Origin of the sequence: Blastomonas sp. CCH9-A1, assembly GCF_001557175.1 — a bacterium.
Lineage (GTDB): Bacteria > Pseudomonadota > Alphaproteobacteria > Sphingomonadales > Sphingomonadaceae > Blastomonas > Blastomonas delafieldii_A.
The window spans coordinates 338,549-360,976 of the sequence record NZ_LSHM01000012.1; the positions used below are offsets into that span (position 1 = coordinate 338,549).

Below are 22,428 nucleotides of genomic sequence, written 5' to 3' on the forward strand. Positions count from 1 at the left end.
CGCGGACGCGCCAAGGCGAGAGGGCCAGCCCGGTTTTCTGGGGAAAATTTGTGGCGAGAACGCCGCTGCGCCGGGCGATCAGAACGCGCCGTGCCGCCCCTTGCCCCCGGCAAAGCTCGTCGCACCGCTCAAGGTTTCGCCGCTGGCAATCGTCTCGCGCCCAAGGCGCGCCTCGAGCGCAATAGCCTCTGCCTCGTCGAGCGACCATTGCGCCAGCGCACTAGCCCGGTCATTGCGCAAGCATTGCTGCGGAAACGCCGCGATCTGCGTCGCGAGTTCGACTGCAAGTTCGAGCGCGCCGCCATGCCGGGCGACGCGGTTGGCGAGGCCCATCTCGTGCGCCTCAGCCGCACCGACCTCGCGCCCGGTGAGCATCAGGTCCATTGCGCGTGAATGCCCGATCAGGCGCGGCAGGCGGATCGTGCCCATATCGACCAGCGGCACCCCGAAGCGGCGGCAGAACACGCCCGTGCGCGCGGTTTCCGCCATCACCCGCATGTCGCACCACAAGGCCAGTTCCATGCCGCCCGCGACAGCATAGCCTTCGATCGCAGCGATCACGGGCTTGTTCAGCTGCATCCGCGTCGGCCCCATCGGCGCCATGCCGCTATCAGTTACCGGGCGTCTGTCCCCCTCGCTCAGCGCCTTGAGGTCCGCGCCGGCGCAGAAATGGCCGGCTGCGCCGTGCAGGATCGCGACATGCACTGAGTCATCGGCATCGATCGCGGCGAAGGCGTCGTGAAGCGCGAGCGCAGTGGCGGCATCGACCGCATTGCGCCGCTCGGGCCGGTTGATGGTGACAATCGCCACCTGCTGTTTATTATCGACCTTGACCTTCATCGCGCAAAGCGAAGCCCCCGAACCTGATTTTTCCCTTAAAAGTTATGGCGTTAAGCCATAACTTCAGATGGCCGTACTGTCAATCATAATCATCTGTTTTTATTAGAATTTATTTCTTTGCGCAATGAATACAATGACGTAGGAAAGTCGTTTCCTATGATTTTCCTCTTGCACGACGGGAGTCGGTCGCCCATAAAGGGAGATGGAACGGTGGCCGAGCGGTTTAAGGCACCCGACTTATAATCGGACGAGGTGTGGTAGCCTCCATGGGTTCGAATCCCATCCGTTCCGCCACTAAACGATATTGAATTGTTGGTACTCGCTGTGTATTTATCCGCTAGCGCCCCGGCTCTACCACCGGCTTTGCCGCGCTGTGGCGTCAATCTGGGTTACCAGATGGCGGAACGGAAACGTTTTGGGGGCTGCCCAAAGTGGCAGCCCCATATCCTTCACATTTGCAAGTTAATTGGCGGCGTCTAGCGTCGAATCCTGCCCTATTGATAATCTGGTCTGGAAGGAGCCGGACACCGCAATTGCGCCCGCCCCCCCAAGTCGCTATAGGGGCGCTGAGAGACGCCCCGGCCCTGCGCGCAATCGGTTGCCGCACCGGGGCGTCCTGCTTTCTATCGGAGATACGTGCCATGACCCGCCGCCGCCAGATTTACGAAGGCAAGGCCAAGATCCTCTATGAGGGTCCCGAGCCGGGCACGCTGATCCAGTATTTCAAGGATGATGCCACCGCGTTCAACGCCCAGAAAAAGGGCACGATCAACGGCAAGGGCGTGATCAACAACCGCATCAGCGAATATGTGTTCACGCGGCTTGCGCATATCGGCATCCCCACGCACTTCATCCGCCGCCTGAACATGCGCGAGCAGCTGGTGCGTCAGGTCGAGATCGTGCCGATCGAGGTCGTGGTGCGCAATGTCGCCGCCGGGTCGATCTGCAAGCGTTTGGGCCTGGAAGAAGGCCAGCCGCTGCCGCACACTTTGATCGAATATTGCTACAAGGACGACAGCCTGGGCGATCCGCTGGTCGCCGAAGAGCATATCGCGTGCTTCGGCTGGGCGAGCCAGGAAGAGATGCAGGACATCTCGTCGATGGCGATTCGCATCAACGATTTCATGTGCGGCATGTTCGCCGCGATCGGCATCCGCCTGATCGACTTCAAGCTCGAGTTCGGCCGCCAGTTCGATGGCGATTTCTCGCGCATCATCCTGGCCGACGAGATCAGCCCCGATGGCTGCCGCCTGTGGGACATGGAAACCGGCGAGAAGCTCGACAAGGACCGGTTCCGCCGCGATCTGGGTGGCGAGGTCGAGGCCTATCAGGAGGTCGCGCGGCGCCTGGGCCTGCTCAACGAGGGCGGCGACAACGAAGTGCTCGATCTCGACAGCCATCGCCGCCGCAAGGGCAAGTAACCCGCCGGTTTTGTCTGTTGGCGCTTGACGCGTCCGTCATCTTGCGCGGGGTCCGGCCCCGTGCAACATTTCCGCCACACAACAGCAAAAGTGGGTGGAGATGGATCGAGGCGGAAGGCTCCCAGGACCCGTGGCGAAATCGGCGCTGGCCGGCATGGCCGCTGCCGCACTCGCGCTGCTCCCCGCCCCGCTTCTCGCGCAGACCGACGCGCCGCCCGCACCTGAAAAAGCCGTTGTCGCGCCCGTTAGAGACGAAGCCGCGATTGCCGCCGCCTGGGGCTATGCCGCGAGCGACCTGACGCCCGATCCCGCCGTGCGGCTGGGCGTGCTGCCCAATGGCATGCGCTATGCCATCCGCAAGAACGCGACGCCGCCGGGTACCGCCGTGATGCGGCTGCTGATCGATGTCGGATCGACGGCGGAAGCCGAGGACGAACGCGGCCTCGCCCATTTCATCGAGCATATGGCGTTCAACGGCACCACCAATGTGCCCGAAGGCGAGATGGTCAAGATTCTGGAGCGGCTGGGACTCGAGTTCGGCGCGGATACCAATGCGTTCACCAGCTATGACCAGACCGGCTATCTGCTCGACCTGCCCAATGTAAAGGCGGAAACGGTCGACACCGCGCTCTATCTGCTGCGCGAGACCGCGAGCGAAATCCGTTTCGATCCGACTGCAATCGACCGCGAGCGCGGCGTGATCCTCTCCGAACTGCGCACGCGCGCCAATTATGCGCAGCGCAACCGCGAATCTTTGTTCGACTTCACCGTGCCCGAAACACGCATCGCCACGCGCTCGCCGATCGGCGACAAGTCGGTGATCGAGACCGCGCCCGCCGAGCGCTTCCGTAATTTCTACGAGCGGTATTACACGCCGGGACGCAGCACCCTGGTCGTGGTCGGCGATGTCGATGTTGCCGAGATCGAGGCGAAGATCCAGGCGAGCTTCGGCAACTGGGAAGCGAAGCACGGCGAAGCGCCCGATGTGCCACTCGGCAAGATCGATACCGCCCGCACCGATAAGGCGAACATCTTCACCCATCCCGCGATCGACGAGGTCGCCACCGTGCTGCGCTTCTCGCCTTATGTCGAGGAGCCCGACAGCAAGGCGACCCGCCGCGCCAAGCTCACCCGCGCGCTCGCCTACAACATCGTCGGGCGCAGGCTGGGCCGGATCGCGCGGCAGGAAAACGCGCCGTTCGTCGGCGCGTCGGTCGGTCGCTCGGACGTGTACAAAATCGCCAACCAGTCGGTGCTTAACGTCGCCACACGCGACGGCGAATGGCAGCGCGGGCTGGAAGCCGCCGAGCGCGAGCTGCGCGCCGCCTTGCGCTATGGCTTCACCAAGGCAGAACTCGCCGAACAGCTCGCCAATTTCACCACCGGTTACGAGAACGCGGTGCGCGGGCAGGATACGCGCAGCAACGATCAGCTTGCCGACCAGATCATGGGCATGGCCAAGGACGGAATGATCGTCACCACGCCCGAAAGCCAGCTCGAGCGCTTCTCCGCGCTGCGCGACGCGCTGACGCCCAAGATGCTGCTCGAGGCGCTGCGCAAGGATTTCGGCACGCTCGACAAGCCATTGATCCACCTGGCCACCAAGGTCGATCCGGCGGGCGGCGCGGACGGCGTGCGCATGGCTTTCGCCCAGGCACAGAAGACGAAGGTGACCCGGCCCCAGGCGCGCGATGCGCAGGCCTTTGCCTATCAGGATTTCGGCAATCCGGGCACCGTGGTCGCGGACAGCACGATAGAGGATCTCGGCATCCGCACCATCCGCTTTGCCAACAACGTGCGGCTGAACCTCAAGAAGACCGATTTCGACAAGAACCGCGTGCTGGTCTCGTTGCGCATCGACGGCGGCGATCTGCTCGCCTCGCGCGACAATCCCGAAGCGACGAGCCTGATGAACATCTTCGTGCGCGGCGGGCTGGAGGCGCACAGCCTCGACGATCTCTACTCGATCTTTGCGGGCCGTGCGGTGTCGCTGAATTTCGGGTCGGGCGAGGATTATTTCGGCGGTTATCTCGCGACCACACCCGATGATCTCAAGCTGCAGATGCAGGTGCTCACCGCATTCACCACCCATCCCGGCTATCGCAGCGAGGCGATCAACCAGTATCGCAGCTACCTCCCCAATTTCTACGCGCGGCTGAACGCGACACCCGAAGGCGCGATCGGCAGCCAGATCGGTGCGATCCTGTCCGACAACGATCCGCGCTTTTCGCTGGCCGAAAGGGAAGTGTTCGAAAAACTCACCTTTGACGACCTCAAGGCCGCGATCGGCGATCGGCTGGAAAAGGGCGCGATCGAGATCGGCCTGGTCGGCGATTTCGACGAGGAGCAGGCGATTGCGGCGGTTGCCGCGACCTTCGGCGCGCTGCCCGAGCGCGAGGCCGAATTCCGCGACTATGACGAGGCCCGCACCCGGCAGTTCACGCAGAACCGCAGCCCCCGCGTGCTGCATCACAAGGGCGAGGCCGACCAGGCGATCGTCGAATTCTACTGGCCGACCACGGATGACCGCGATTATCGCGAGGATGTGCGGCTGCGCCTGCTCGCCGAACTGCTGCAGATCAAGGTGACCGACCAGATCCGCGAGCAGCTGGGCGCCAGCTATTCGCCCGCGGCGCGCTCGTTCACCTCGTCCATCTATCCGGGCTATGGCTATATCCAGATCAGCACCAATGTCGCTTCGGACGATGTCGAGAAGGTGTCCGAAGCCGTGCGCCATATCGCCGCAGAGCTTTCCGCCCCTGCCCCGCTGGCGGGATCGCCTTCGACACCCTCGCCGATCGCGGCCGACGAGCTGGCGCGCGCACGCACGCCGATCCTGGAGAACATCGCCAACAGCGTGAAGAGCAACACCGCCTGGCTGGGCGTCGTCGACTCGGCGCAGAGCAAGCCCGCCAAGCTCGACCGCTTCCGCAGCGGCGGCGCCGCCTTCGGTACGGTGAGCGCAGACGAACTGCTTGCCATGGCGCGCACCTATCTGTCGCCCGATCGCGCGCTGCTGGTCCAGTCGCTCTATGAGGCTGCTGGCACGGGAACCGCGTTGGCGGCGCGCCAGTCGCCCGTCGCCGCCAACGCCGCGCCGCAATGATTCAGCTGCGCGTGCGGTATCCGCTGATGATGCCGAAGATGAACGACATGAACAGCGCCAGCTGAATGCGCCCGCCCGGGTCGCTCCAGCCCAGCAGCTCGTGGCCGAAGCCGAACAGTCCGATGAACATCGCCAGAGCCAGACCTGCCATGGTTCCCCCGCCTATTTGCCGAACAAAGGCTATGCCGTAGCGATTGACAGGGCTTTGTTAGGATGGGTTAACACAGGCACCGCGTCGCGCGAACCATGTCTGCCGCGATGCTCCCCCTTGCCCCTTTGCCGCCGCACGCTATAGGGCAGGCCAGAAACCCAGCCAGGAGGACGCCGATGAAGGCCCGCATCCATGTGACCCTGAAAGACGGCGTGCTCGATCCCCAGGGCCGCGCCATTCATCACGCGCTCGAAGGCTTGGGCTTTAGCGGTGTCGAGGATGTCCGCGCTGGTCGGCTGATCGAGCTGACCCTGGCCGACGGCACCAGCGACGAGGACATCGATGCGATGTGCCGCAAGCTGCTCGCCAATATGGTGATCGAGAACTATCGGGTCGAGAAGGTCGCATGAAGTCGGCGGTCATCACCTTCCCCGGATCGAACTGCGACCGCGATCTCGCCGTCGCGATCGAGCGGGTGACAGGTCACGCGCCGATCCGCCTGTGGCATGGCGAGCAGTCGCTGCCGGAAGGGCTCGATCTGATTGGCGTGCCAGGCGGCTTTTCCTATGGCGATTATCTGCGCTCGGGCGCGATGGCGGCACGCTCGCCGGTGATCGGCGCGGTGGTCGAGGCGGCCGAACGCGGGGTCGCGGTGCTGGGCATCTGCAACGGCTTCCAGATCCTGACCGAAGCCGGGCTGCTGCCCGGCGCGCTGATGCGCAATGCCGGCATCCGCTTCGTCTGCCGCACGGTGGGCCTGACGGTCGAGAACACGTCCAGCCGCTTCACCAGCCTTTACGAAGCTGGCGAAACGATCCGCATCCCGGTCGCGCACCATGACGGCAATTATTTTGCCGACGAGGCGACGCTCGACCGGATCGAGGGCGAAGGCCAGGTGGCGTTCCGTTATGCCGAACCGGTCAACGGATCGGCGCGCGACATCGCCGGGGTGCTCAACGCCAAGGGCAATGTGCTCGGGATGATGCCGCACCCCGAGCGCGTGGTCGAAGCGCAGCACGGCAATACCGATGGCGCGCGGCTGTTCGAAGGCCTCGCCCGCGCGGTGCTCGAACGCGCCTGATCAGCCGTACAGCGCTCTCTGCTGGTCGCCGAACAGGCTCTGCACGTCGGCGGCTGTCATCGGGCGACCGTAGAAATAGCCCTGGATCTTCTTGCAGCCGAGTTCGCGGATGACCTGCACCTCGTGTTCGGTCTCCGCGCCTTCCGCCGTGGTCGACATGCCCAGGCTTTCCGCCATCGCCACCACTGCGCGGATGATCGCGATGCTTTCCTGCGCGCCCCTCGCCGCGCCCTGGACAAAGCTGCGATCGACCTTGATCGTGGTGAAGCGGGTCTTGCTGAGATAGCCCAGCGCCGAATAGCCGGTGCCGAAATCGTCGAGCGACAGGCCCACGCCCAGCGCAAGGATCTGGTCCAGCGTCTCGCCCGCGCGCGACCCCTCGCGCAGGAACACGCTCTCGGTCACCTCGAGCTCCAGCCGCTGGGGCGGCAGGCCGGTCTCCGACAGCGCCTCGACCACTGTCTCGACAAAATCGGGTTCGTATAACTGTTCGGCCGAGACGTTGACCGCGACGCGGACATTGGCCGGCCAGGTCACCGCCTCGCGACAGGCGCGGTGCAGCACCCAGTTGCCGATCGGCACGACAAGCCGCGCATCTTCGGCCAGCGGGATGAAGCGCGCGGGTGACACCTGACCGAATTCGGGGTTGGACCAGCGGATCAGCGCCTCGAACGCGACCAGCGACTCGCTGCCGGCATCGACCACCGGTTGATAGGCAAGCGAGAACTCGTCCTTTTCCAGCGCCTTGCGCAGCGCGATTTCCATGACGCGGCGTTCCTCGGCATGGCTGTGCAGCTTCGGCTCGTACACATTGTGCCGACCGCCGCCCTCGTCCTTCGAGCGATAGAGCGCAAGGTCGGCGCTGCGCATCAGCGTTTCGACCGTGCGGCCATCGCGCGTGCCGGTGGCAGAGCCAACGCTCGCACCAATGAACAGTGTGTGCTGATCGACCTCATAGGGGCGCGACAGCACATCGATGATGCGCGCCGCCAGATCGGAAATGCGCTGCCCATCGCCGGTATCGCGCATGACGACGGCGAACTCGTCACCGCCCAAGCGTCCGCACAGCTCGTCCTTGCCCATCAGCGAGCGCAGCCGCAGCGAGACCTGCGCGAGCAGCCTGTCGCCGACCAGATGGCCGAGCGTAGGCGCGCGCATTCTCGAAGCCCGACAGTGCGAGCAGGATCGAGAAGCAGACGATCGCCCCGACCGTGACGATATTCTCGCCCTGCCAGAAGGCGATCACCGATGCAGCCATCAGCACCAGGTTGAACACGAAAGCGCCGAGCGGCAGCGCGTTGAGCAGCAGCGTGCCGCCGACCACCAGCGCGGCCAGGATTGTCCAGACCGCGGCGAGTTCCATCTGGGTCGCCATCGGCGCGAATACCAGGATGGGGACGCACCAGACAAAGGCGATCAGGCTCGTCGCAGCGACCAGCTGAAGCACGAAACGGCGGGCGACATGATCGTGATTGACCATCCCGCTATGGCGGTACAGCACGGTGGGGAAGTAGAGCGAGGCACCCAGCATGCCCATCCATCCGGCCAGCTGCCAGAGCGGCACGAAACCGCTGAACAGCTGGCACACCATCAGGCCAAGCACCAGATTGGTTACCACGCGCAAGATGGCATAGCGGGCCAGTCCGGTATATTGGATCGCGCGGAAATGATCCCAGTCGCCCTCGGGAGGGTCGCACAGGCCGAGAAGGGCCATGACCGGCAGGTCGCGCGCAGTCGAGGGTTTGGCGGGGGGCTTGCTCACCCGGGCGACATAGCGAAACAAAGTTAGCGAACGGTAACTGGTAGAGCCGGTTTCGCTACCGGGGCGTGCGGGTATTTGAAGGATATGATCGGGGCACCTTGCCTGCAACCGGCGTTGATCCGCAGGTTGCAGGCCTTGGCGAACTGGCCTGCTGCCGCACTCGTGCGGCCGCGTCTCAGATCAGATGACGGCCAGCATGATGACGGCGCTGCTCACGAAGGCAGCGGCCAGATTGAATGCAATACGCATGACGAACTCCTGACAAACTATGGAATTGGCCGCGCAGACATCCTGCTCTCTGACAGGCTATTTAGGTCATAAGTGCTGTCCTACAAGTGCAATTGATTCGGATGCACTTGCACAAAACGCAATTCAATCGTCCGCCAGAGCAGCGCGCGCAGCCTCCCAATTGCGTCCGTCGAACGCTTCGGTTTGCGCCTGGACGCCGTGCCCGTCGTCAAGGCAGCGATAATCGACCGACCAGCTGTCGGGGTGCGACCGAGGCTGGTAGAAGCTGCGGATTCCGCAGGTCCGGCAGAAGAGGTGCTCGGCAGCGCCGGTGCCGAAACGATAGCTGGTCAGCTGGTCCTTGCCAGAAATCAGCCGAAAATGGTCGTGCGGAACGATCATGTGCAGAAAGCCTGTCTTGGCGCACATCGAGCAGTTGCATGCGAGCAGCCTTACATGCGCCTCCACATCCGCCTCGAAGCGAACGGCACCGCAATGACAGCCCCCCTGCACCGTGACAGGAGGCCCGTGCTTCTCGCATTCAATCGACCGGTTCGACAAGCATCCGCGCCCTGATATCGTCTGGCCAGGCAATCGCGCTGGCCTTCACAAGGTCCATGCATACCAGAGTGGCCGAGGCCCGCAACCGCGTCTCCTCGCCGCAGCGCACGACATAGCGTACCGCGCAGGAGGATCGCCCGACCTTTTCTACCGCCAGATCGATCGACAGCAGGTCGCCCAGCCGGCTGGGTGCGGCAAAGTCCGCCTCCAGATGCACGGTGGGCACACCGATCTGCCGGTCGAGATGCATGGTCTTGAAATCGACCCCGACGATATCGGCGAAATATTGCTCGACTGCGGCGTTGAGCATCTCGAAATAGCGCGGATAGAAGACGATGCCCGCTGCGTCGACATGGGCGAAGCGCACCGGCAGTTGCAGCACCTGCATCAGCGTTCCTCCGACTGGTCGAGCGAGCCGCGCAGCACGGCGAGCAGTCTGTAGAGCTGGTTGCGATCATCTGCGCCGATCCCGGCGAACATCTCTTCGACCCAGCCGTGATGCTCGCGGGCGACGGTGGCGAAATGCGCGCGCCCCTCGTCGGTCATGGTGACGATCGAGCTGCGCCGGTCGTGCTCGGGCTTGCTCACCGATACATGGCCCAGCCTGGCCAGTTGCTGGACGACAGCGGTGACATTGCCGTTCGAGACCAGCAGCCGCTGCGACAGCTCGCTCATCGCCAGCCCGCCCGGCTCGCGCTCCAGCGCGGCGAGCACATCGAAGCGCGGCAGCGTGGTGTCGAACTGATCGGCCAGACGTCGCCGCAGCCGCTTTTCGGCGATGGTGGTGCAGCTGAGCAGCCGCAGCCAGAGGCGCAGATTGGGATTGGGCTGGGCTTCGGATGCGCTGTGCACGTCCTCCTCCTGCCCTGCCTGGAATGCCGTTGCCATCAGGCCTGCACCGTAACCGCGCGGCTGTTGCGGAGCAACTGTTCCTGCCCCAGCCGATAGGCATCGTGCGCGCGCAGCCCCTTATAGCCTGCCGCTGCCGCCGCGTGCAGCGTCCAGGCGGGGTCGGCCAGATGCGGGCGACCCAGCGCGACCAGATCGGCGCGGCCTGCCACCAGGATCGAGTTGATCTGGTCGGCATCGGTGATGTTGCCGGCGGTGATCGTCGGGCATCCCGCCTCGTTGCGCACCTGATCGGACAGCGGCGCCTGGTACATGCGGCCATAGACCGGGCGCGCCGCCGGCGAGGTCTCACCCGAGGACACGTCGATGATATCGGCACCGGCGGCCATGAACGCGCGTGCGATCTCGACCGCGTCCGCGCCGGTGATTCCGCCTGGCACCCAGTCGTGCGCCGAAATGCGGACCGAAAGCGGCTTGTCCTGCGGCCAGACCGCGCGAACCGCCTCGACCACCGAGAGCGGGAACACCAGCCGCGCTGCCAGATCACCACCAAAAGCATCGTCGCGATGATTGGTGAGCGGGCTGATGAAGCCGGACAGCAGATAGCCATGGCCTGCCTGGATCTCGACCAGATCGAACCCGGCGCGGTCGGCGCGCCGGGCTGCATCGACAAAGGCGGCGCGGATCGCATCCATGCCCGCAGCGTCGAGCGCGGCAGGCGTCGCATATCCTTCCGCCCAGGGTTCGGCGCTCGCGGCGACCAGCGGCCAGCCAGCATCGCCCAGAGGCTTCTCGCCCTGCGACGGCACCGATACCGCACCGCGCGCGCCGGCATGGCCGATCTGCACGCCGATCGCGCTGCCCGCCGCGTGCGCGAAGTCGACGATCGACGACCAGCCATCGGCCTGTTCGTCGGTCCACAGGCCCGGACACGCCGGCGTGATGCGACCTTCGGGAGCGACCGCGCACATTTCGGTCATCACCAGCCCTGCACCGCCCAGCGCGCGCGCGCCATAATGCACCAGGTGGAAGGCGCCGACCCGCCCCTGATCGTCGGCCTGATAGGTCAGCACCGGTGCGACGACGACGCGGTTGGCCAGCGTCAGACCACGCAGCCGGAAGGGCGTGAACATCGGTGGTGCCTCGGTGTCGCCGCCTGCCAGGCTTGCAAACCAGCTTTCCACCTCGGCCAACCATTGCGGATCGCGCAACGCCAGGTTCGCATGACTCACACGCTGCGAGCGGGTCATCAGCGAATAGGCGAACTGGATCGGCGGGAAATCGATGTAGCGGTCGAGCGTCTCGAACCATTCGGTCGAATTGCGCGCCGCATTCTGGATCTTCAGCACCTCGATGCGGCGTTCCTGCTCGTATTCGCTCAGCGCATCGGCCAGCGCCTCGCGGCGATCGAGGCCAGGCCGGTCGAGCACGGCGGCGAGCTTGATCGCATCCTCGAGCGCCAGCTTGGTGCCCGATCCGATCGAGAAATGCGCGGTATGCGCCGCATCGCCGAGCAGCACGACATTGTCGAACGACCAGCGATGGCACAGTACCCGGCGAAAGTTGATCCAGGCCGCCGAGCCGCGCAGATGCGTGGCGTTGCTGATCAGCGGATGGCCCTGCAGATGCCGCGCAAAGAGCTTTTCGCAGGCCGCGCGCGCCTCATCCGGCTCCATCCTGTCGAAGCCGAGCCCCGCCCAGGTGCTTTCCGAACATTCGACGATGAAGGTCGAATGCGTATCATCGAAGCGATAGGCATGCGCCCAGACCCAGCCGGCCTCGGTCTTCTCGAAAATGAACTCGAACGCGTCGAACAGCCGCGTGGTCCCCAGCCAGATGAACTTGTTGGCACGCACCTGGATGTCGACATCGAACCGGTCGGCGTAAAGCTCGCGCACCCGGCTGTTGATGCCGTCGGCCGCGACGATCAGGTCATAGCCGGTCCAGGCCTCGATCTCGGGCGAGAATTCGGTCTCGAACACCAGGTTGACGCCGAGCTCGCGCGCCCGCTCCTGCAGGATCACCAGTAACCGCTTGCGCCCGATGCCGATAAAGCCGTGCCCCCCGGAGCGGATGCGCTCGTCGCCGATCACCACATCGACATCGTCCCAGTGCGCAAAGCTGTCCGCGATCGTCGCGGCACTCACCGGATCGTTGGCACGCAGATTGCCCAGCGTCTGGTCGGAAAAGACCACGCCCCAGCCGAACGTGTCGCCCGCCTTGTTGCGCTCGAACACGGTGATGTCGTGCGCCGGATCGCGCAGCTTCATCGAGATCGCGAAATACAGCCCCGCCGGTCCGCCGCCCAGGCACGCGATGCGCATCGCCATTATACCGCCACCACATTGTGCCGCAGGCGGCCGATACCCTCGACCGCGCATTCGACGACATCGCCGGGCCAGAGGAATTCCTGCGGCGTGCGGCCTGCCCCCACGCCCTCGGGCGTGCCGGTGGCGATGATATCGCCCGGCTCCAGCGTGATGCCGACCGAGATATCGGCGATCAGTTCATCGACCTTGAACAGCATCTTCGCGGTGTTCGAGCGCTGCTTCTCGACGCCATTCACCGTCAGCCACAGCTCGAGCGTCTGCGGATCGGGGATTTCGTCGGCAGTGACGATCACCGGCCCCATCGGGGCATAGCCATCCTGGCCCTTGGAGTAGATCCACTGACCCGCACGGCGGCAATCGCGCGCGCTCATGTCGATTAGCACGGTATAGCCGAAGACGCAGGCCAGCGCGTCCTCGCGCGCCACGCGCTTGGCGCGGGTGCCGATGACGGCGGCGAGTTCGACCTCCCAGTCGAGCTGCTGGGTGACATTGGCATCGTGCGGGATCGGATCGCCCGGGCCGATCACGCTGGTCGGCGGCTTGGAGAAGATCACCGGCTGGCGCGGCAGATCGGGCGAGGTGTCGAGCGCGGCGGCGGATTCGGCGACATGGTCGATATAGTTGAGGCCGATGCCGAAGATGTTCTTGCGCGGGCGCGGGATCGGCGCGAGCAGCTTCACATTGGCGAGCGGCTGCGCGGTGCCGAGCGGAAATTCGCCATCGAGCTCTGCCATCAGCGCCGAGGCGATGCGCACAGCCTCGGGGCCCAGATCGATGAAATCGAGCATCGTCGACGGCAGCGGCACGCCGGTGGCATCGCCGAGCAATTCGAGATCGACCACCAGCGATCCGGCGATCGCCCCCAGCCGGGCAGGCGCTTCGACAGTGGCGCGGAAAGTAACAAGACGCATGAGGCAGATCCTTGGACTGAAAGGGAGGAAAGACGGAAAGGGCGGTCGATCAGCCGATGATCGGCTGGTGCCCGCCATTTTCGGCCAGTGCTTCCTGGCGGTAGAGGCCGAGTGCGCGCATTACCGGCAGGTCGTGGAACGAGAACAGGCACGCATCCTCGCTGTCCGAGGCGTTGCAATGTTCGTGGAACATCCAGCTGGGCACGACGAAGATGTCGCGTTCCTGCCAGTCGAAGCGCTGACCGTTGATGATCGAATATCCAGAGCCCTTGGCGCACTGATAGACGAAATTGCCGACCTCGCGGTGCGCGCGCGTGCGCTCGCCGGGGCGCAGCATCTGGATCGACGCGCCGATGGTGGACATCACCGCGCCGCCGGTCAGCGGGTTCATGTAATCCATGTGCACGCCGTCATACGGGCTGCCATCGGTGACCCTGGCATAGCGCTGCAGCGCCTCATAGGTCGGCTCCCATTCGTATTTGAACAGCGGCGAATAGCGCTTCGACCAGTCCTGCCCCGCCGGACGCAGCCCCGCTCCGGCCCAGGTCGCGGTCGCATCGTCGACTGGATAGGTCACCGCCTGGTTGAGATCGGGGTGTACCTCGTAGAAATTCGCATCGAGCGCATTCATCAGCGGAATGTCGAGACCGTCCTGCCAGATGCATGGCGTTCCACCCTCTGCAACACCATGCTCGTGCCAGGTGCCGTTGGGCGTCAGCACGAAATCGTTGCGGCCTAGCGTCATCTTGTGCCCGTCGACATTGGTGAAGGCGCCCTCGCCCTCCATGATGAAGCGCAATGCCGAGGCCGAATGGCGGTGGCTGGAGGCGCATTCGCCCGGCGCCATGACCTGCAGCCCCGAATAGAGCCACCCCACCGCGGCCACGACATCCTGCCGCGCCGGATTGGCGAGATAGACCACGCGCCGCCCGGCCTGTTCCGGCGTCACCAGTTCGAGCGCGCGCATCACCCGGTCGCGAAGGTCGTTGTAGCGCCAGATGATCGGGACCGAGGGCGAGGCGGGCTCCCAAGGCTCGATCTTGTTCGCGACGGTCCACAGCGCGCCGGTTCCCAGCTCCTCGAGTTCGCGATAATAGCGAACCAGCTCCGGCGTATCGGTGACATTGGCCCTGCCCGCCACATCCTCGCGATACTGGTCATAGGTCGATGCCATTGCCGATTCCTCCACTCGAGATATTTGAAGGTTAAAACTTTAAGCTTGAAACGTCAACTGTCAGAGCTATTCTGGCGGCGAGATTTTTGGGAGAGGCGCGACGATGGCGAGATACAAGGCGGCGGTGGTTCAGGCGGCGGCGCATCCCTTCGACCCGATGGCGTCAGCGGAAAAGGCGGCAGCGCTGATCCACGAAGCGGCGGCTGCCGGTGCGCGGCTGGCGGTGTTTCCAGAGGCCTTTATCGGCACCTATCCCAAGGGCGCGTCGTTCGGCACGCCGGTCGGTATGCGCAAGCCCGAGGGTCGCCGCGACTTCCAGCGCTATCACGAAGGCGCGATCGCGCTGGATGGGCCCGAGGTCGCCGCGATTGCAGAAGCCACGGCAGAAACCGGGCTTTTCGTGGTGATCGGCGTGATCGAGCGCGACGGAGGTACGCTCTATTGCACCGCCTTGTTCTTCGACGGCGCGGCCGGGCTGGTCGCCAAGCATCGCAAGCTTATGCCCACGGGCGCCGAGCGGCTGATCTGGGGCTTTGGCGACGGATCGACCATGCCGGTGCTCGACACGCCGCTGGGCAACATCGGTGCGGTGATCTGCTGGGAGAATTACATGCCCGCGATGCGCATGGCGATGTACGCCAAGGGAATCTCGATCTGGTGCGCGCCCACGGCCGACGATCGCGACGGCTGGCTCGCCTCGATGCGGCATATCGCGCTCGAAGGGCGCACCTTCGTGCTTTCGGCCTGCCAGCACATCACCCGCGCCGCCTATCCGCAGGATTATGACTGCGCGCTGGGCGGCGATCCGTCCACCGTGCTGATGCGCGGCGGAAGCTGCATCATCGGTCCGCTGGGCGATGTACTCGCCGGACCCGATTATGCGGGCGAGACGATCCTCTATGCCGAGATCGACACCGAAGAAGTGGTGCGCGGCAAATATGATTTCGACGTGACCGGCCATTATGCCCGGCCCGACATTTTCAGCCTGACCGTGGACGAGCGCCCCAAGACCTGCGTCGTCCGCACCGTCGAGGATTGAGCCGCATGGAATTCGATCTCCGCGCGCTTGAGGTTGCCAAGCGCTACAAGCTGCTCGCCTCGTCGATCACCCCACGCCCGATCGCCTGGGTCACCAGCCGTTCGGCCGACGGAATCCACAACGCCGCGCCGTACAGCTTCTTCAACATGATGGGCTCCGATCCGCCGACCGTGGTGCTGGGCCTGATGCTGCGGCCCGAAGGCGGGCTGAAGGACAGCGCGGTCAATATCACCACCACCGGCGAATTCGTCATCAACCTGGTGCGCGAAGCCGATGCCGAGGCCATGAACCTCACCTGCATCGACGCGCCGCCCGAAGTCGACGAGTGCGCACTGGCAGGGCTCGAGCTGCTGCCCTCGCGGCTGGTCGGGCCGCCACGCATCGCCAGCGCGCCGGTCAGCCTGGAATGCCGGGTGCTGGAAACCGTCTATCCCGGCGGCGAGGGCGGCCAGGTGATCGTCATCGGCGAGGTGCTGATGGCGCATATCGCCGACCAGTTCGTGCTCGATGCCGACCGCTGCCATCTCGATACGCTCGCGATGGGGCTGATCGGCCGCGTCCACGGCGCGGGCTGGTATGTGCGGCTGACCGACCTTTTCCAGCTGGACAGGCCGGTCTGGCCCAAGGATGCGCCTGGCTCAGAAGCCTGAGCCGGCAGCCCCTCCCCCGCCCGCGATCCAGCGGTCGATCTTCGCCTCCAGCACCGCCATCGGCAGCGCGCCGGTGCCGAGCACCTGGTCGTGATAGTCACGGATGTCAAAGGCCTTGCCCAGCGCCTTGCGCGCGCGTTCGCGCAGCACCGCGATGCGGATCTCGCCGATCTTGTAGGAACAGGCCTGGCCCGGAGAGGCAATATAGCGGTCGATCTCCACCGCGACATCCTTGGGCGCCATCGAGGTATTGGCGAGCATGTAATCGATCGCCTGCTGCCGCTGCCAGTTCTTCGCGTGCAGCCCGGTATCGACCACCAGCCGCACCGCGCGCAGCATCTCCATGTCGAGATGCCCGAACCACTGCAGCGGATCGGTGAACATGCCGAGATCTCGCCCCAGCGACTCGGCATAGAGCCCCCAGCCCTCCGAATAGGCGGTCGACGATCCGAAGCGCAGGATCGGCGGCAGCGCCTCGTTCTCGCGCGCCAGGGTCAGCTGGAAATGATGGCCCGGAATGCCTTCGTGCAGCGTCAGCGTCTCCAGCGTCGGGATGGGCCGGGTGCCCAGCATCGCCATGTTGAAATAGAGTGTTCCCGGCGACACGCCATCGGCAGGGCCGGGCCGGTAATAGCCGGTGCCGCGCTGGTCGCCGAGCGCGGGCAGCGGCGCGACGCGGAACGGCGCCTTGGGCCGCCGCGCGAACAGCTTGGGGATGGCCGGCCAAATCTTCGCCTCGATCGCAGCGAAGCGCGCGAGCAGTTCCTCGGGAGTCTTGTAATAATATTGCGGATCGGTGCGGATATGCTCGAACAGCCCGGCAAGGTCGCCCTCGAAGCCGATGTCCTTGCGCGCCTGCTCCATCTCGCTGCGGATGCGTGCGACCTCCGACAGGCCGAGCGCATGGATCTCGTCTGCGCCAAGGCTCGTCGTCGTGTGCCGCGCCAGCTCCGCCGCATAAAGCCGCGCGCCATCGGGCATCGCCCCGCGCCCCGGCAGCGCGAGCGCCTTCGGCGCGTAATCGCTGGTAAGGAAATCGTGCCACAGCTGATAGCCGGGCAGGATACGCTGGCGTATCAGCGTGCGATAGGCGGCGGTCAGCCGCTCGCCATCGCTGGCCTTGACCGGATCGGGCATCCGCCGGATCGCCGCGAAAAACGGCGTGTCGTCGGGCGCGAGCGCCAGCATCGCATCGACCTGGCGCAGCACATTGGCGACCACGACCTGCGAATGGACATGGCCCGAAGCCAGCCCCTCGCGCAGCCGCACGATCGCGGTCTGCAGATAATCGGCAAAGCCGTCGAGTCGCTCCAGGCCGCGCTCGTAATCGGCGAGCGACTCGAAGCGCGCGCCGCCGCCCGAAACGAAATCGGCGACCTCGACATGCGGGCCGAACGAGGGGTCCAGCGCCAGTTGCCGCTTGATGACGAACAGCCCGCTGTCGAACAGGTTCAGCACCTCGCGGGTGCGATAGGCGAACACGTCATAGGCGATCGCGTCCTGCGGCGAGAGCGCCTTGCGATCGATCTGCTCGAGCGCCTGCTTCTGCGCCTGCTTGTTGGCGCGCAGCGTGTCGCCATAGGCATCGCCCAGCGGGTCGACATAGGCCGGGCCGCTGCTCTCGCCGCGCCGTTCGTCGGACAGCGGATCGAGCAGAGCGTCGGCCGCATCGGCCTGTTCGAGCAGCGCGCGCAGCCGGGCCCCGGCATCGTTCGCCTGCGCCTGCAACGGCAGGCCCGCCATCGCCCCCAGCGCGAGTCCGCCCGCCAGCGTGGTTCTGCGCGTCACTTCCAGTCCGTTGGTCGGCATGTCCTTGTCTCCCTGATGCGCCGATCCTCACCACAGCCGGCACAGATTCAAGCGCTCAGATCGGCAGAGCGCATTGATCATAATGGCCATCCGGCGCCGAAATCGCGCGTTTACAACAATCTAATTTCATCAGGGCGCTGGCTACCTTTCATATGTTGCGCCTGACGCAACGATTCGGATGTTTTTGCTGCATTGCACGAATGCGTCATTTGCGTGACGTTGCACGTATTCAAGGGGCTGCGGGGACAGGCATATGCGCTACCGGCGATGGATGATGGCGGCGATGGCAACGGCGGCGACGCTGATGCCACTGGCGACGGCGGGCGTGGTAGAGGCGCGCGAAGGCAAGATCATGGTCGACCAGGAGGTCAGCACCGAGGTGATCGCGCTGGTCGGCGGCAATGTCGTCGATGTCGACACCGGCAATGTCATGATGAACGCGGTCGTGATCGTTACCGGGGGGCGCATCAGCGCGGTGGGGCCTGCTGCCTCGACCACCATTCCGCCCGATGCCAAGCAGGTGTCGATGGCGGGCCGCTGGCTGATCCCGGGCCTGATGAACATGCACACGCATTACGGGCTCAAGCTTCCCGGTGCGGCAGGTGCGGCGCTGGTCAATGAGACCGACCCGCAACAGGTGCTGCGCATGGCGGGCAATGCGCGAAAGTCGCTGCTTGCCGGGGTCACCACCACGCGCTCGACCGGCGAGGATCATGGCAATGACTTCGCGCTACGCGCCGCGATAGAGCGCGGCGACGTGATCGGCCCGCGCATCCTGACCGCAGGCGAGATCATCGTGCCCACCGGCGGCCATGGCTCGCTGGAAGCCGATGGCCCCTATGGCCTGGCGACAGCGGTGCGCAAGCAGATCAAATATGGCGCGGACTGGATCAAGATCGCGATCTCGGGCGGCATTTCGGACACGCACGGCGCGATCGGCGCGGCGCCGATGACCGACGAGGAGCTCTCGACGCTGATCGAGGTGGCGCATCGCAACGGCATTCCGGTGACCGCGCACAATGGCTCGGCCGAGGCGGCGCAGCAGGCGCTCAAGTTCGATATCGATTGCTTCGAGCACGGCTATTATCTCGACGATGCCGCGTTGCAGCTGATGAAGAAAAAGGGCGTGTGGCTGGTGCCGACCATCGTCGTCAGCCAGCCGGGCGCCAAGGAATTCTACAAGAAGATCGGATCGCCCGCCTGGTATCTCGCCCGCGTCGACAGCACCGGCAAGGAGCACTGGGCGATGCTGCAAAAGGCGATCCGCCTGGGCGTCAACATCGCGCTGGGCACCGACCAGTTCCCGTTCGAGCCCAATGACGGCACCACCGCGACCGTCGCCGAGGCCGAGCTTTACGTGAAGGCGGGGATGACTCCGCTGCAGGCGCTGCGCTCGGGCACCACCGAGACCGCGCGGATGCTCAAGATCGACGACATGACCGGTCGTATCAAGCCGGGTCTGGCGGCGGACATCATCGCGGTGAACGCCAATCCCGTCGAGAACATCTCGGCGCTGCGCACCATCGATTTCGTGATGAAGGACGGCCGCATCTATCGCGACGACAAGACCGGCCTCATCGCACAATGAAGGGGATTTCCAAGATGACCATGATGACCAGACTGATCGCCGGGGCCGCACTGGCGCTCGCGCCCGCTCTGCCGGTGCTCGCTCCGGCGGCCATCGCCGCGCCCGTCGCTTCGGACGATCCGGTGTCGCAGATGTTCGTCTGGTGGAACGAGGCGTTCAAGACCCCCGGCGGGTTCAGCCCTGAGAATTTCCGCAAGCATTTCACCGAGGATGCGACGCTGGTGCTCGAGGGCAAGACCGTGATCAACGGCGTCGAAGGCTGGGCGAAGCATTTCCAGAAGATCCAGGCCGGTGGCGGCGATGTCGAGATCGTGGTGCCGTTCAAGGACATGTTCCGCGTTGGCGACCGGGTCTACACCTATCACGTCATTCGGTCGCGCCGGGACGGCAAGACCGCCTGCTCGCTGGCGGCGGGCCATGGCGTGATCCGCGACGGCAAGATCGCCTCGATCGTGCTGGTCCGCTCGGAGCTCGATCCGGCCAAGGGCCAGACCGATCCGCAATGCTGGACGCGCTGAACACATGACGGTTTCGGCGGAGCGACCCTAAAGGCGCCCGCCCAAATTCCAGGGGAATGAAAAACCATGTCGCCGGCTCCTGCTGGCGGCAGAAAAGGGGATATTGCCATGACGATTGCCACAACGACCGCCCATCTGCGCATGGGAACCGGCCTGATCGCGCTTGCCCTTTGCAGCATCGCGGCACCGGCGCTGGCGCAGGACGCCGCCCAGGCCGACGCGACCGAGACCGAAGCCAAGGACGAGATCATCGTGACGGCGCAGCGCCGCTCGCAGTCGATCCAGGACGTGCCGATCGCGATCACCGCGGTCACCGCGCAGACGCTGAAGGACCAGAACGTCCAGAGCGTCGAGGACTATTTCGCGCTGACGCCCAATGTCAGCTTCCAGACCAACGGATCGCGCGACCGCAAGGACCTGTCGATTCGCGGCATTTCCAACCAGCTCAACCCTTATGCCGATGTCCGCCAGTCGAGCTATGCCTTCTATATCGACGAGTTCAACGTCGCCGCAGGCACCAGCAACCCGCAGATCGTCGATCTCGAGCGGATCGAGGTGCTGCGCGGGCCGCAGGGCACCTATTTCGGCCGCAATGCGGTGGGCGGCGCGATCAACGTCATCACCAAGAAGCCGGTGCAGAACTGGGAAGGCGAACTCGAGGCCGCCTATTCCAACTACGACACCTTCCGCGCGCAGGGCGTGCTGAACATTCCGGTGATCCCCGATCTGCTCGCGGTGCGCGCTTCCGCGCAATACGAAAAGAGCGACGGCTATATCCGCAACATCAACCCGATCGGCGGCGGCAACGACAGCAAGTTCTACACCGCGCGTGTCCAGGCGCGGCTGACCCCGACCGATCGGCTGACCTGGGATTTCGCCTATAGCTATTCGAACGAGGAAGTCGGCATGCGCAACGGCGTGCCGACCGGCGCGGTCACCGGCACCTGGGCGAGCGTCTATTACGGCGTCAACTACAACGCCACCGGCCGCACCACGACGATCACCGGCGCACCCGACGGCGTCGGCTTCTTCCCTCAAAATGACAACAAGGTGAACTTCAACCGGCCGCAGAATGTTGGCAGCACCTATCAGTATTTCAGCTCGCGCGCAGTATGGGATTTCGACGTCGCGACGCTGACCGGCGTGGTCGGCCATCTGACCTCGGACGTGTTCAACTTCGGCGATGTCGACGGCGGCAGCCCCGACTTTTTCTACGAGGACTTCTTCCTCAAGCGCAAATCGACCAGCGGTGAGCTTCGCCTGCAGTCGAACGGCAAGAACTTCCTCGACTGGAGCGTCGGCGCGTTCATCGGCCGCGATACCGGCACCACCGACCAGTCGACCTTCCACGGCCGCAACAGCCCGCTGTGCCCCGCCGGACGCGTCGGCAACTGCTCGGGGCTCGAGGTCACCGGGTTCGATTCGGACAGCACGACACGCTATTTCGCGATCTTCGGTGAGGCGACGCTGCATTTCACGCCCGAGCTTACCCTGGTGCTCGGCGGCCGTTATTCGTGGGAAAAGACCCGCAACTTCGCCGAAAACCGGTCGAACCTCACCATCACTGGCGTCAACGACCGCACTGCGGACTTCGAGGACTTCTCGCCCAAGGCGACGCTGAGCTACAAGCCCAGCAATTCGCTGATGGTCTATGCGACCGCATCGCGCGGCTTCAAGTCGGGCGGCACACAGACCTCGAACAACGTCAACCTGTCCAACGATTTCGACCCCGAAACGCTGTGGAACTATGAGGTCGGCACCAAGTTCGACCTGTTCGACAACCGGGTGCGGGTCGACATTGCCGGCTTCTACATGGACTGGAAGAACGTCCAGCAGACCATCCGCTTCCAGTTCATCGATCCGGCGACCGGACTGCTGCGCGGCGTCAGCGGCATCGCCAATGCGGCGAGCGCGGAGAGCTATGGTATCGAGGGCAGCTTCGACGCCAAGATCACCGACAACTGGAAGCTCGGCGGCCAGGTCGGCTACAACAACACCAAGTTCAAGAGCTATCCCAACGCTCTGATCGACGGCATCGTCATCGACATTTCGGGCCGGCCGCTGGTCAATGCGCCCAAATGGACCTTCGGTGCGCAGACCCAATATACGCAGCCGCTGCGCGAAGGGCTCGACGCCTTCGTCCGCGCCGAATGGAGCTATCGCAGCTCGATGCTCTCCACCCCGCTCGCCTATCGCTATAGCGGCTTCCCGTTCATCTCGCCCAGCTATCACAATGTGAACCTGCGCGCGGGCATCGAGGGCGAAAAATGGCGTGCCACGGTGTTCGTCGAGAACCTTTTCGACGCGAAATATTTTGCCAACGCTTATGAAAAGGCCTTTTATTCGGGCGTTCAGGTGGAGCCCTCGTTCCAGAGCTATGGCATCATCCTGAGCTACAAGTTCTGAAGCA

Annotated in this window: 20 protein-coding genes and 1 tRNA gene; 10 read left to right on the forward strand and 11 right to left on the reverse strand. The window is 64.6% G+C overall.

What is annotated here, in order from left to right:
* Positions 1-78: 78 nt before the first annotated feature.
* Entirely contained in the window at positions 79-840 is a 762-nt protein-coding gene (locus AX725_RS05045) for a crotonase/enoyl-CoA hydratase family protein (RefSeq protein WP_060977194.1), read from the reverse strand.
* A gap of 204 nt (positions 841-1,044) precedes the next feature.
* Between AX725_RS05045 and AX725_RS05050 the strand changes: the two genes are divergently transcribed.
* The 3 genes from AX725_RS05050 to AX725_RS05060 all read left to right on the forward strand — a co-directional run bounded on the left by AX725_RS05050 (position 1,045) and on the right by AX725_RS05060 (position 5,367).
* Positions 1,045-1,134: transfer RNA gene (locus AX725_RS05050), tRNA-Ile, on the forward strand.
* A 347-nt stretch (positions 1,135-1,481) separates the two neighbouring features.
* Positions 1,482-2,261: a phosphoribosylaminoimidazolesuccinocarboxamide synthase gene (gene purC, locus AX725_RS05055; protein WP_060977195.1), complete on the forward strand. Its 780-nt coding sequence runs from the start codon at positions 1,482-1,484 to the stop codon at positions 2,259-2,261.
* Between the two features lie 130 nt (positions 2,262-2,391).
* Entirely contained in the window at positions 2,392-5,367 is a 2,976-nt protein-coding gene (locus AX725_RS05060; protein ID WP_060977196.1) for a M16 family metallopeptidase, read from the forward strand.
* Position 5,368: 1 nt separating this feature from the next.
* Here AX725_RS05060 and AX725_RS21185 read toward each other — a convergent pair whose 3' ends face one another.
* Positions 5,369-5,518, reverse strand: a complete 150-nt coding sequence (locus AX725_RS21185; protein ID WP_023836388.1) for a hypothetical protein — start codon at positions 5,516-5,518, stop codon at positions 5,369-5,371.
* A gap of 176 nt (positions 5,519-5,694) precedes the next feature.
* Between AX725_RS21185 and purS the strand changes: the two genes are divergently transcribed.
* Positions 5,695-5,928 (forward strand): phosphoribosylformylglycinamidine synthase subunit PurS, encoded by a 234-nt coding sequence (purS, locus tag AX725_RS05065; protein ID WP_060977197.1) that lies wholly within the window; start codon positions 5,695-5,697, stop codon positions 5,926-5,928.
* Positions 5,925-6,599, forward strand: coding sequence for a phosphoribosylformylglycinamidine synthase subunit PurQ (purQ, locus tag AX725_RS05070; protein WP_060977198.1), 675 nt, complete (start codon positions 5,925-5,927; stop codon positions 6,597-6,599). Before purS ends, purQ begins: the two co-directional genes overlap by 4 nt.
* Here the strand turns inward: purQ and AX725_RS21440 are convergent, their stop codons facing one another.
* The 8 genes from AX725_RS21440 to AX725_RS05115 all read right to left on the reverse strand — a co-directional run bounded on the left by AX725_RS21440 (position 6,600) and on the right by AX725_RS05115 (position 14,414).
* Positions 6,600-7,757, reverse strand: a complete 1,158-nt coding sequence (locus AX725_RS21440; protein WP_066114343.1) for a putative bifunctional diguanylate cyclase/phosphodiesterase — start codon at positions 7,755-7,757, stop codon at positions 6,600-6,602.
* On the reverse strand, positions 7,645-8,361 hold the full coding sequence (locus tag AX725_RS21445) for a hypothetical protein (protein ID WP_231733269.1): 717 nt from the start codon (positions 8,359-8,361) through the stop codon (positions 7,645-7,647). Before AX725_RS21445 ends, AX725_RS21440 begins: the two co-directional genes overlap by 113 nt.
* A gap of 372 nt (positions 8,362-8,733) precedes the next feature.
* The gene (locus AX725_RS05090; protein WP_353611418.1) at positions 8,734-9,102 is read right to left on the reverse strand and encodes a GFA family protein; all 369 of its coding nucleotides are present in this window, start codon (positions 9,100-9,102) and stop codon (positions 8,734-8,736) included.
* A gap of 28 nt (positions 9,103-9,130) precedes the next feature.
* Positions 9,131-9,538 (reverse strand): acyl-CoA thioesterase, encoded by a 408-nt coding sequence (locus AX725_RS05095; RefSeq protein WP_060977200.1) that lies wholly within the window; start codon positions 9,536-9,538, stop codon positions 9,131-9,133.
* Entirely contained in the window at positions 9,538-10,038 is a 501-nt protein-coding gene (locus AX725_RS05100) for a MarR family winged helix-turn-helix transcriptional regulator (protein WP_060977201.1), read from the reverse strand. Before AX725_RS05100 ends, AX725_RS05095 begins: the two co-directional genes overlap by 1 nt.
* A complete protein-coding gene (locus AX725_RS05105; RefSeq protein WP_231725750.1) occupies positions 10,038-12,329 on the reverse strand; it encodes a bifunctional salicylyl-CoA 5-hydroxylase/oxidoreductase in 2,292 nt (763 codons plus the stop codon). Before AX725_RS05105 ends, AX725_RS05100 begins: the two co-directional genes overlap by 1 nt.
* The gene (locus tag AX725_RS05110; RefSeq protein WP_060977202.1) at positions 12,329-13,240 is read right to left on the reverse strand and encodes a fumarylacetoacetate hydrolase family protein; all 912 of its coding nucleotides are present in this window, start codon (positions 13,238-13,240) and stop codon (positions 12,329-12,331) included. The genes AX725_RS05105 and AX725_RS05110 overlap by 1 nt, the downstream gene beginning before the upstream one ends.
* Positions 13,241-13,289: 49 nt before the next feature.
* Entirely contained in the window at positions 13,290-14,414 is a 1,125-nt protein-coding gene (locus tag AX725_RS05115; protein ID WP_060977203.1) for a cupin domain-containing protein, read from the reverse strand.
* Between the two features lie 103 nt (positions 14,415-14,517).
* Here AX725_RS05115 and AX725_RS05120 point away from each other — a divergent pair, with 103 nt between their 5' ends.
* Entirely contained in the window at positions 14,518-15,453 is a 936-nt protein-coding gene (locus AX725_RS05120) for a carbon-nitrogen hydrolase family protein (protein ID WP_060977204.1), read from the forward strand.
* Between the two features lie 5 nt (positions 15,454-15,458).
* Entirely contained in the window at positions 15,459-16,103 is a 645-nt protein-coding gene (locus tag AX725_RS05125; RefSeq protein ID WP_060977205.1) for a flavin reductase family protein, read from the forward strand.
* Here the strand turns inward: AX725_RS05125 and AX725_RS05130 are convergent.
* Positions 16,092-17,912, reverse strand: coding sequence for a DUF885 domain-containing protein (locus AX725_RS05130; RefSeq protein ID WP_060977206.1), 1,821 nt, complete (start codon positions 17,910-17,912; stop codon positions 16,092-16,094). The two genes, AX725_RS05125 and AX725_RS05130, sit on opposite strands and share 12 nt — an antisense overlap.
* Positions 17,913-18,165: 253 nt before the next feature.
* Here AX725_RS05130 and AX725_RS05135 point away from each other — a divergent pair, with 253 nt between their 5' ends.
* From AX725_RS05135 to AX725_RS05145, 3 genes are all read left to right on the forward strand, one after another.
* Entirely contained in the window at positions 18,166-19,500 is a 1,335-nt protein-coding gene (locus AX725_RS05135; RefSeq protein WP_208597806.1) for an amidohydrolase family protein, read from the forward strand.
* A 14-nt stretch (positions 19,501-19,514) separates the two neighbouring features.
* Complete coding sequence (locus tag AX725_RS05140; RefSeq protein WP_208597807.1) at positions 19,515-20,018, forward strand: nuclear transport factor 2-like protein; 504 nt, start codon at positions 19,515-19,517, stop codon at positions 20,016-20,018.
* Between the two features lie 108 nt (positions 20,019-20,126).
* Positions 20,127-22,424, forward strand: coding sequence for a TonB-dependent receptor (locus AX725_RS05145; RefSeq protein WP_066114351.1), 2,298 nt, complete (start codon positions 20,127-20,129; stop codon positions 22,422-22,424).
* The last annotated feature ends 4 nt before the right edge of the window (positions 22,425-22,428 follow it).

Excerpts from the sequence above, each read along its gene's own strand:
- AX725_RS05105 (WP_231725750.1), bottom strand. The coding sequence starts at position 12,329 with ATGGCGATGCGCATCGCGTGCCTGGGCGGCGGACCGGCGGGGCTGTAT.
- AX725_RS05045 (WP_060977194.1), bottom strand. The coding sequence starts at position 840 with ATGAAGGTCAAGGTCGATAATAAACAGCAGGTGGCGATTGTCACCATC.
- purC (WP_060977195.1), top strand. The coding sequence starts at position 1,482 with ATGACCCGCCGCCGCCAGATTTACGAAGGCAAGGCCAAGATCCTCTAT.
- AX725_RS05100 (WP_060977201.1), bottom strand. The coding sequence starts at position 10,038 with ATGGCAACGGCATTCCAGGCAGGGCAGGAGGAGGACGTGCACAGCGCA.
- AX725_RS05130 (WP_060977206.1), bottom strand. The coding sequence starts at position 17,912 with ATGCCGACCAACGGACTGGAAGTGACGCGCAGAACCACGCTGGCGGGC.
- AX725_RS05095 (WP_060977200.1), bottom strand. The coding sequence starts at position 9,538 with ATGCAGGTGCTGCAACTGCCGGTGCGCTTCGCCCATGTCGACGCAGCG.
- AX725_RS05120 (WP_060977204.1), top strand. The coding sequence starts at position 14,518 with ATGGCGAGATACAAGGCGGCGGTGGTTCAGGCGGCGGCGCATCCCTTC.
- AX725_RS05140 (WP_208597807.1), top strand. The coding sequence starts at position 19,515 with ATGACCATGATGACCAGACTGATCGCCGGGGCCGCACTGGCGCTCGCG.
- AX725_RS05115 (WP_060977203.1), bottom strand. The coding sequence starts at position 14,414 with ATGGCATCGACCTATGACCAGTATCGCGAGGATGTGGCGGGCAGGGCC.
- AX725_RS05145 (WP_066114351.1), top strand. The coding sequence starts at position 20,127 with ATGACGATTGCCACAACGACCGCCCATCTGCGCATGGGAACCGGCCTG.
- purS (WP_060977197.1), top strand. The coding sequence starts at position 5,695 with ATGAAGGCCCGCATCCATGTGACCCTGAAAGACGGCGTGCTCGATCCC.
- AX725_RS05125 (WP_060977205.1), top strand. The coding sequence starts at position 15,459 with ATGGAATTCGATCTCCGCGCGCTTGAGGTTGCCAAGCGCTACAAGCTG.
- AX725_RS21440 (WP_066114343.1), bottom strand. The coding sequence starts at position 7,757 with ATGCGCGCGCCTACGCTCGGCCATCTGGTCGGCGACAGGCTGCTCGCG.
- AX725_RS05135 (WP_208597806.1), top strand. The coding sequence starts at position 18,166 with ATGCGCTACCGGCGATGGATGATGGCGGCGATGGCAACGGCGGCGACG.
- AX725_RS05110 (WP_060977202.1), bottom strand. The coding sequence starts at position 13,240 with ATGCGTCTTGTTACTTTCCGCGCCACTGTCGAAGCGCCTGCCCGGCTG.
- AX725_RS21185 (WP_023836388.1), bottom strand. The coding sequence starts at position 5,518 with ATGGCAGGTCTGGCTCTGGCGATGTTCATCGGACTGTTCGGCTTCGGC.
- purQ (WP_060977198.1), top strand. The coding sequence starts at position 5,925 with ATGAAGTCGGCGGTCATCACCTTCCCCGGATCGAACTGCGACCGCGAT.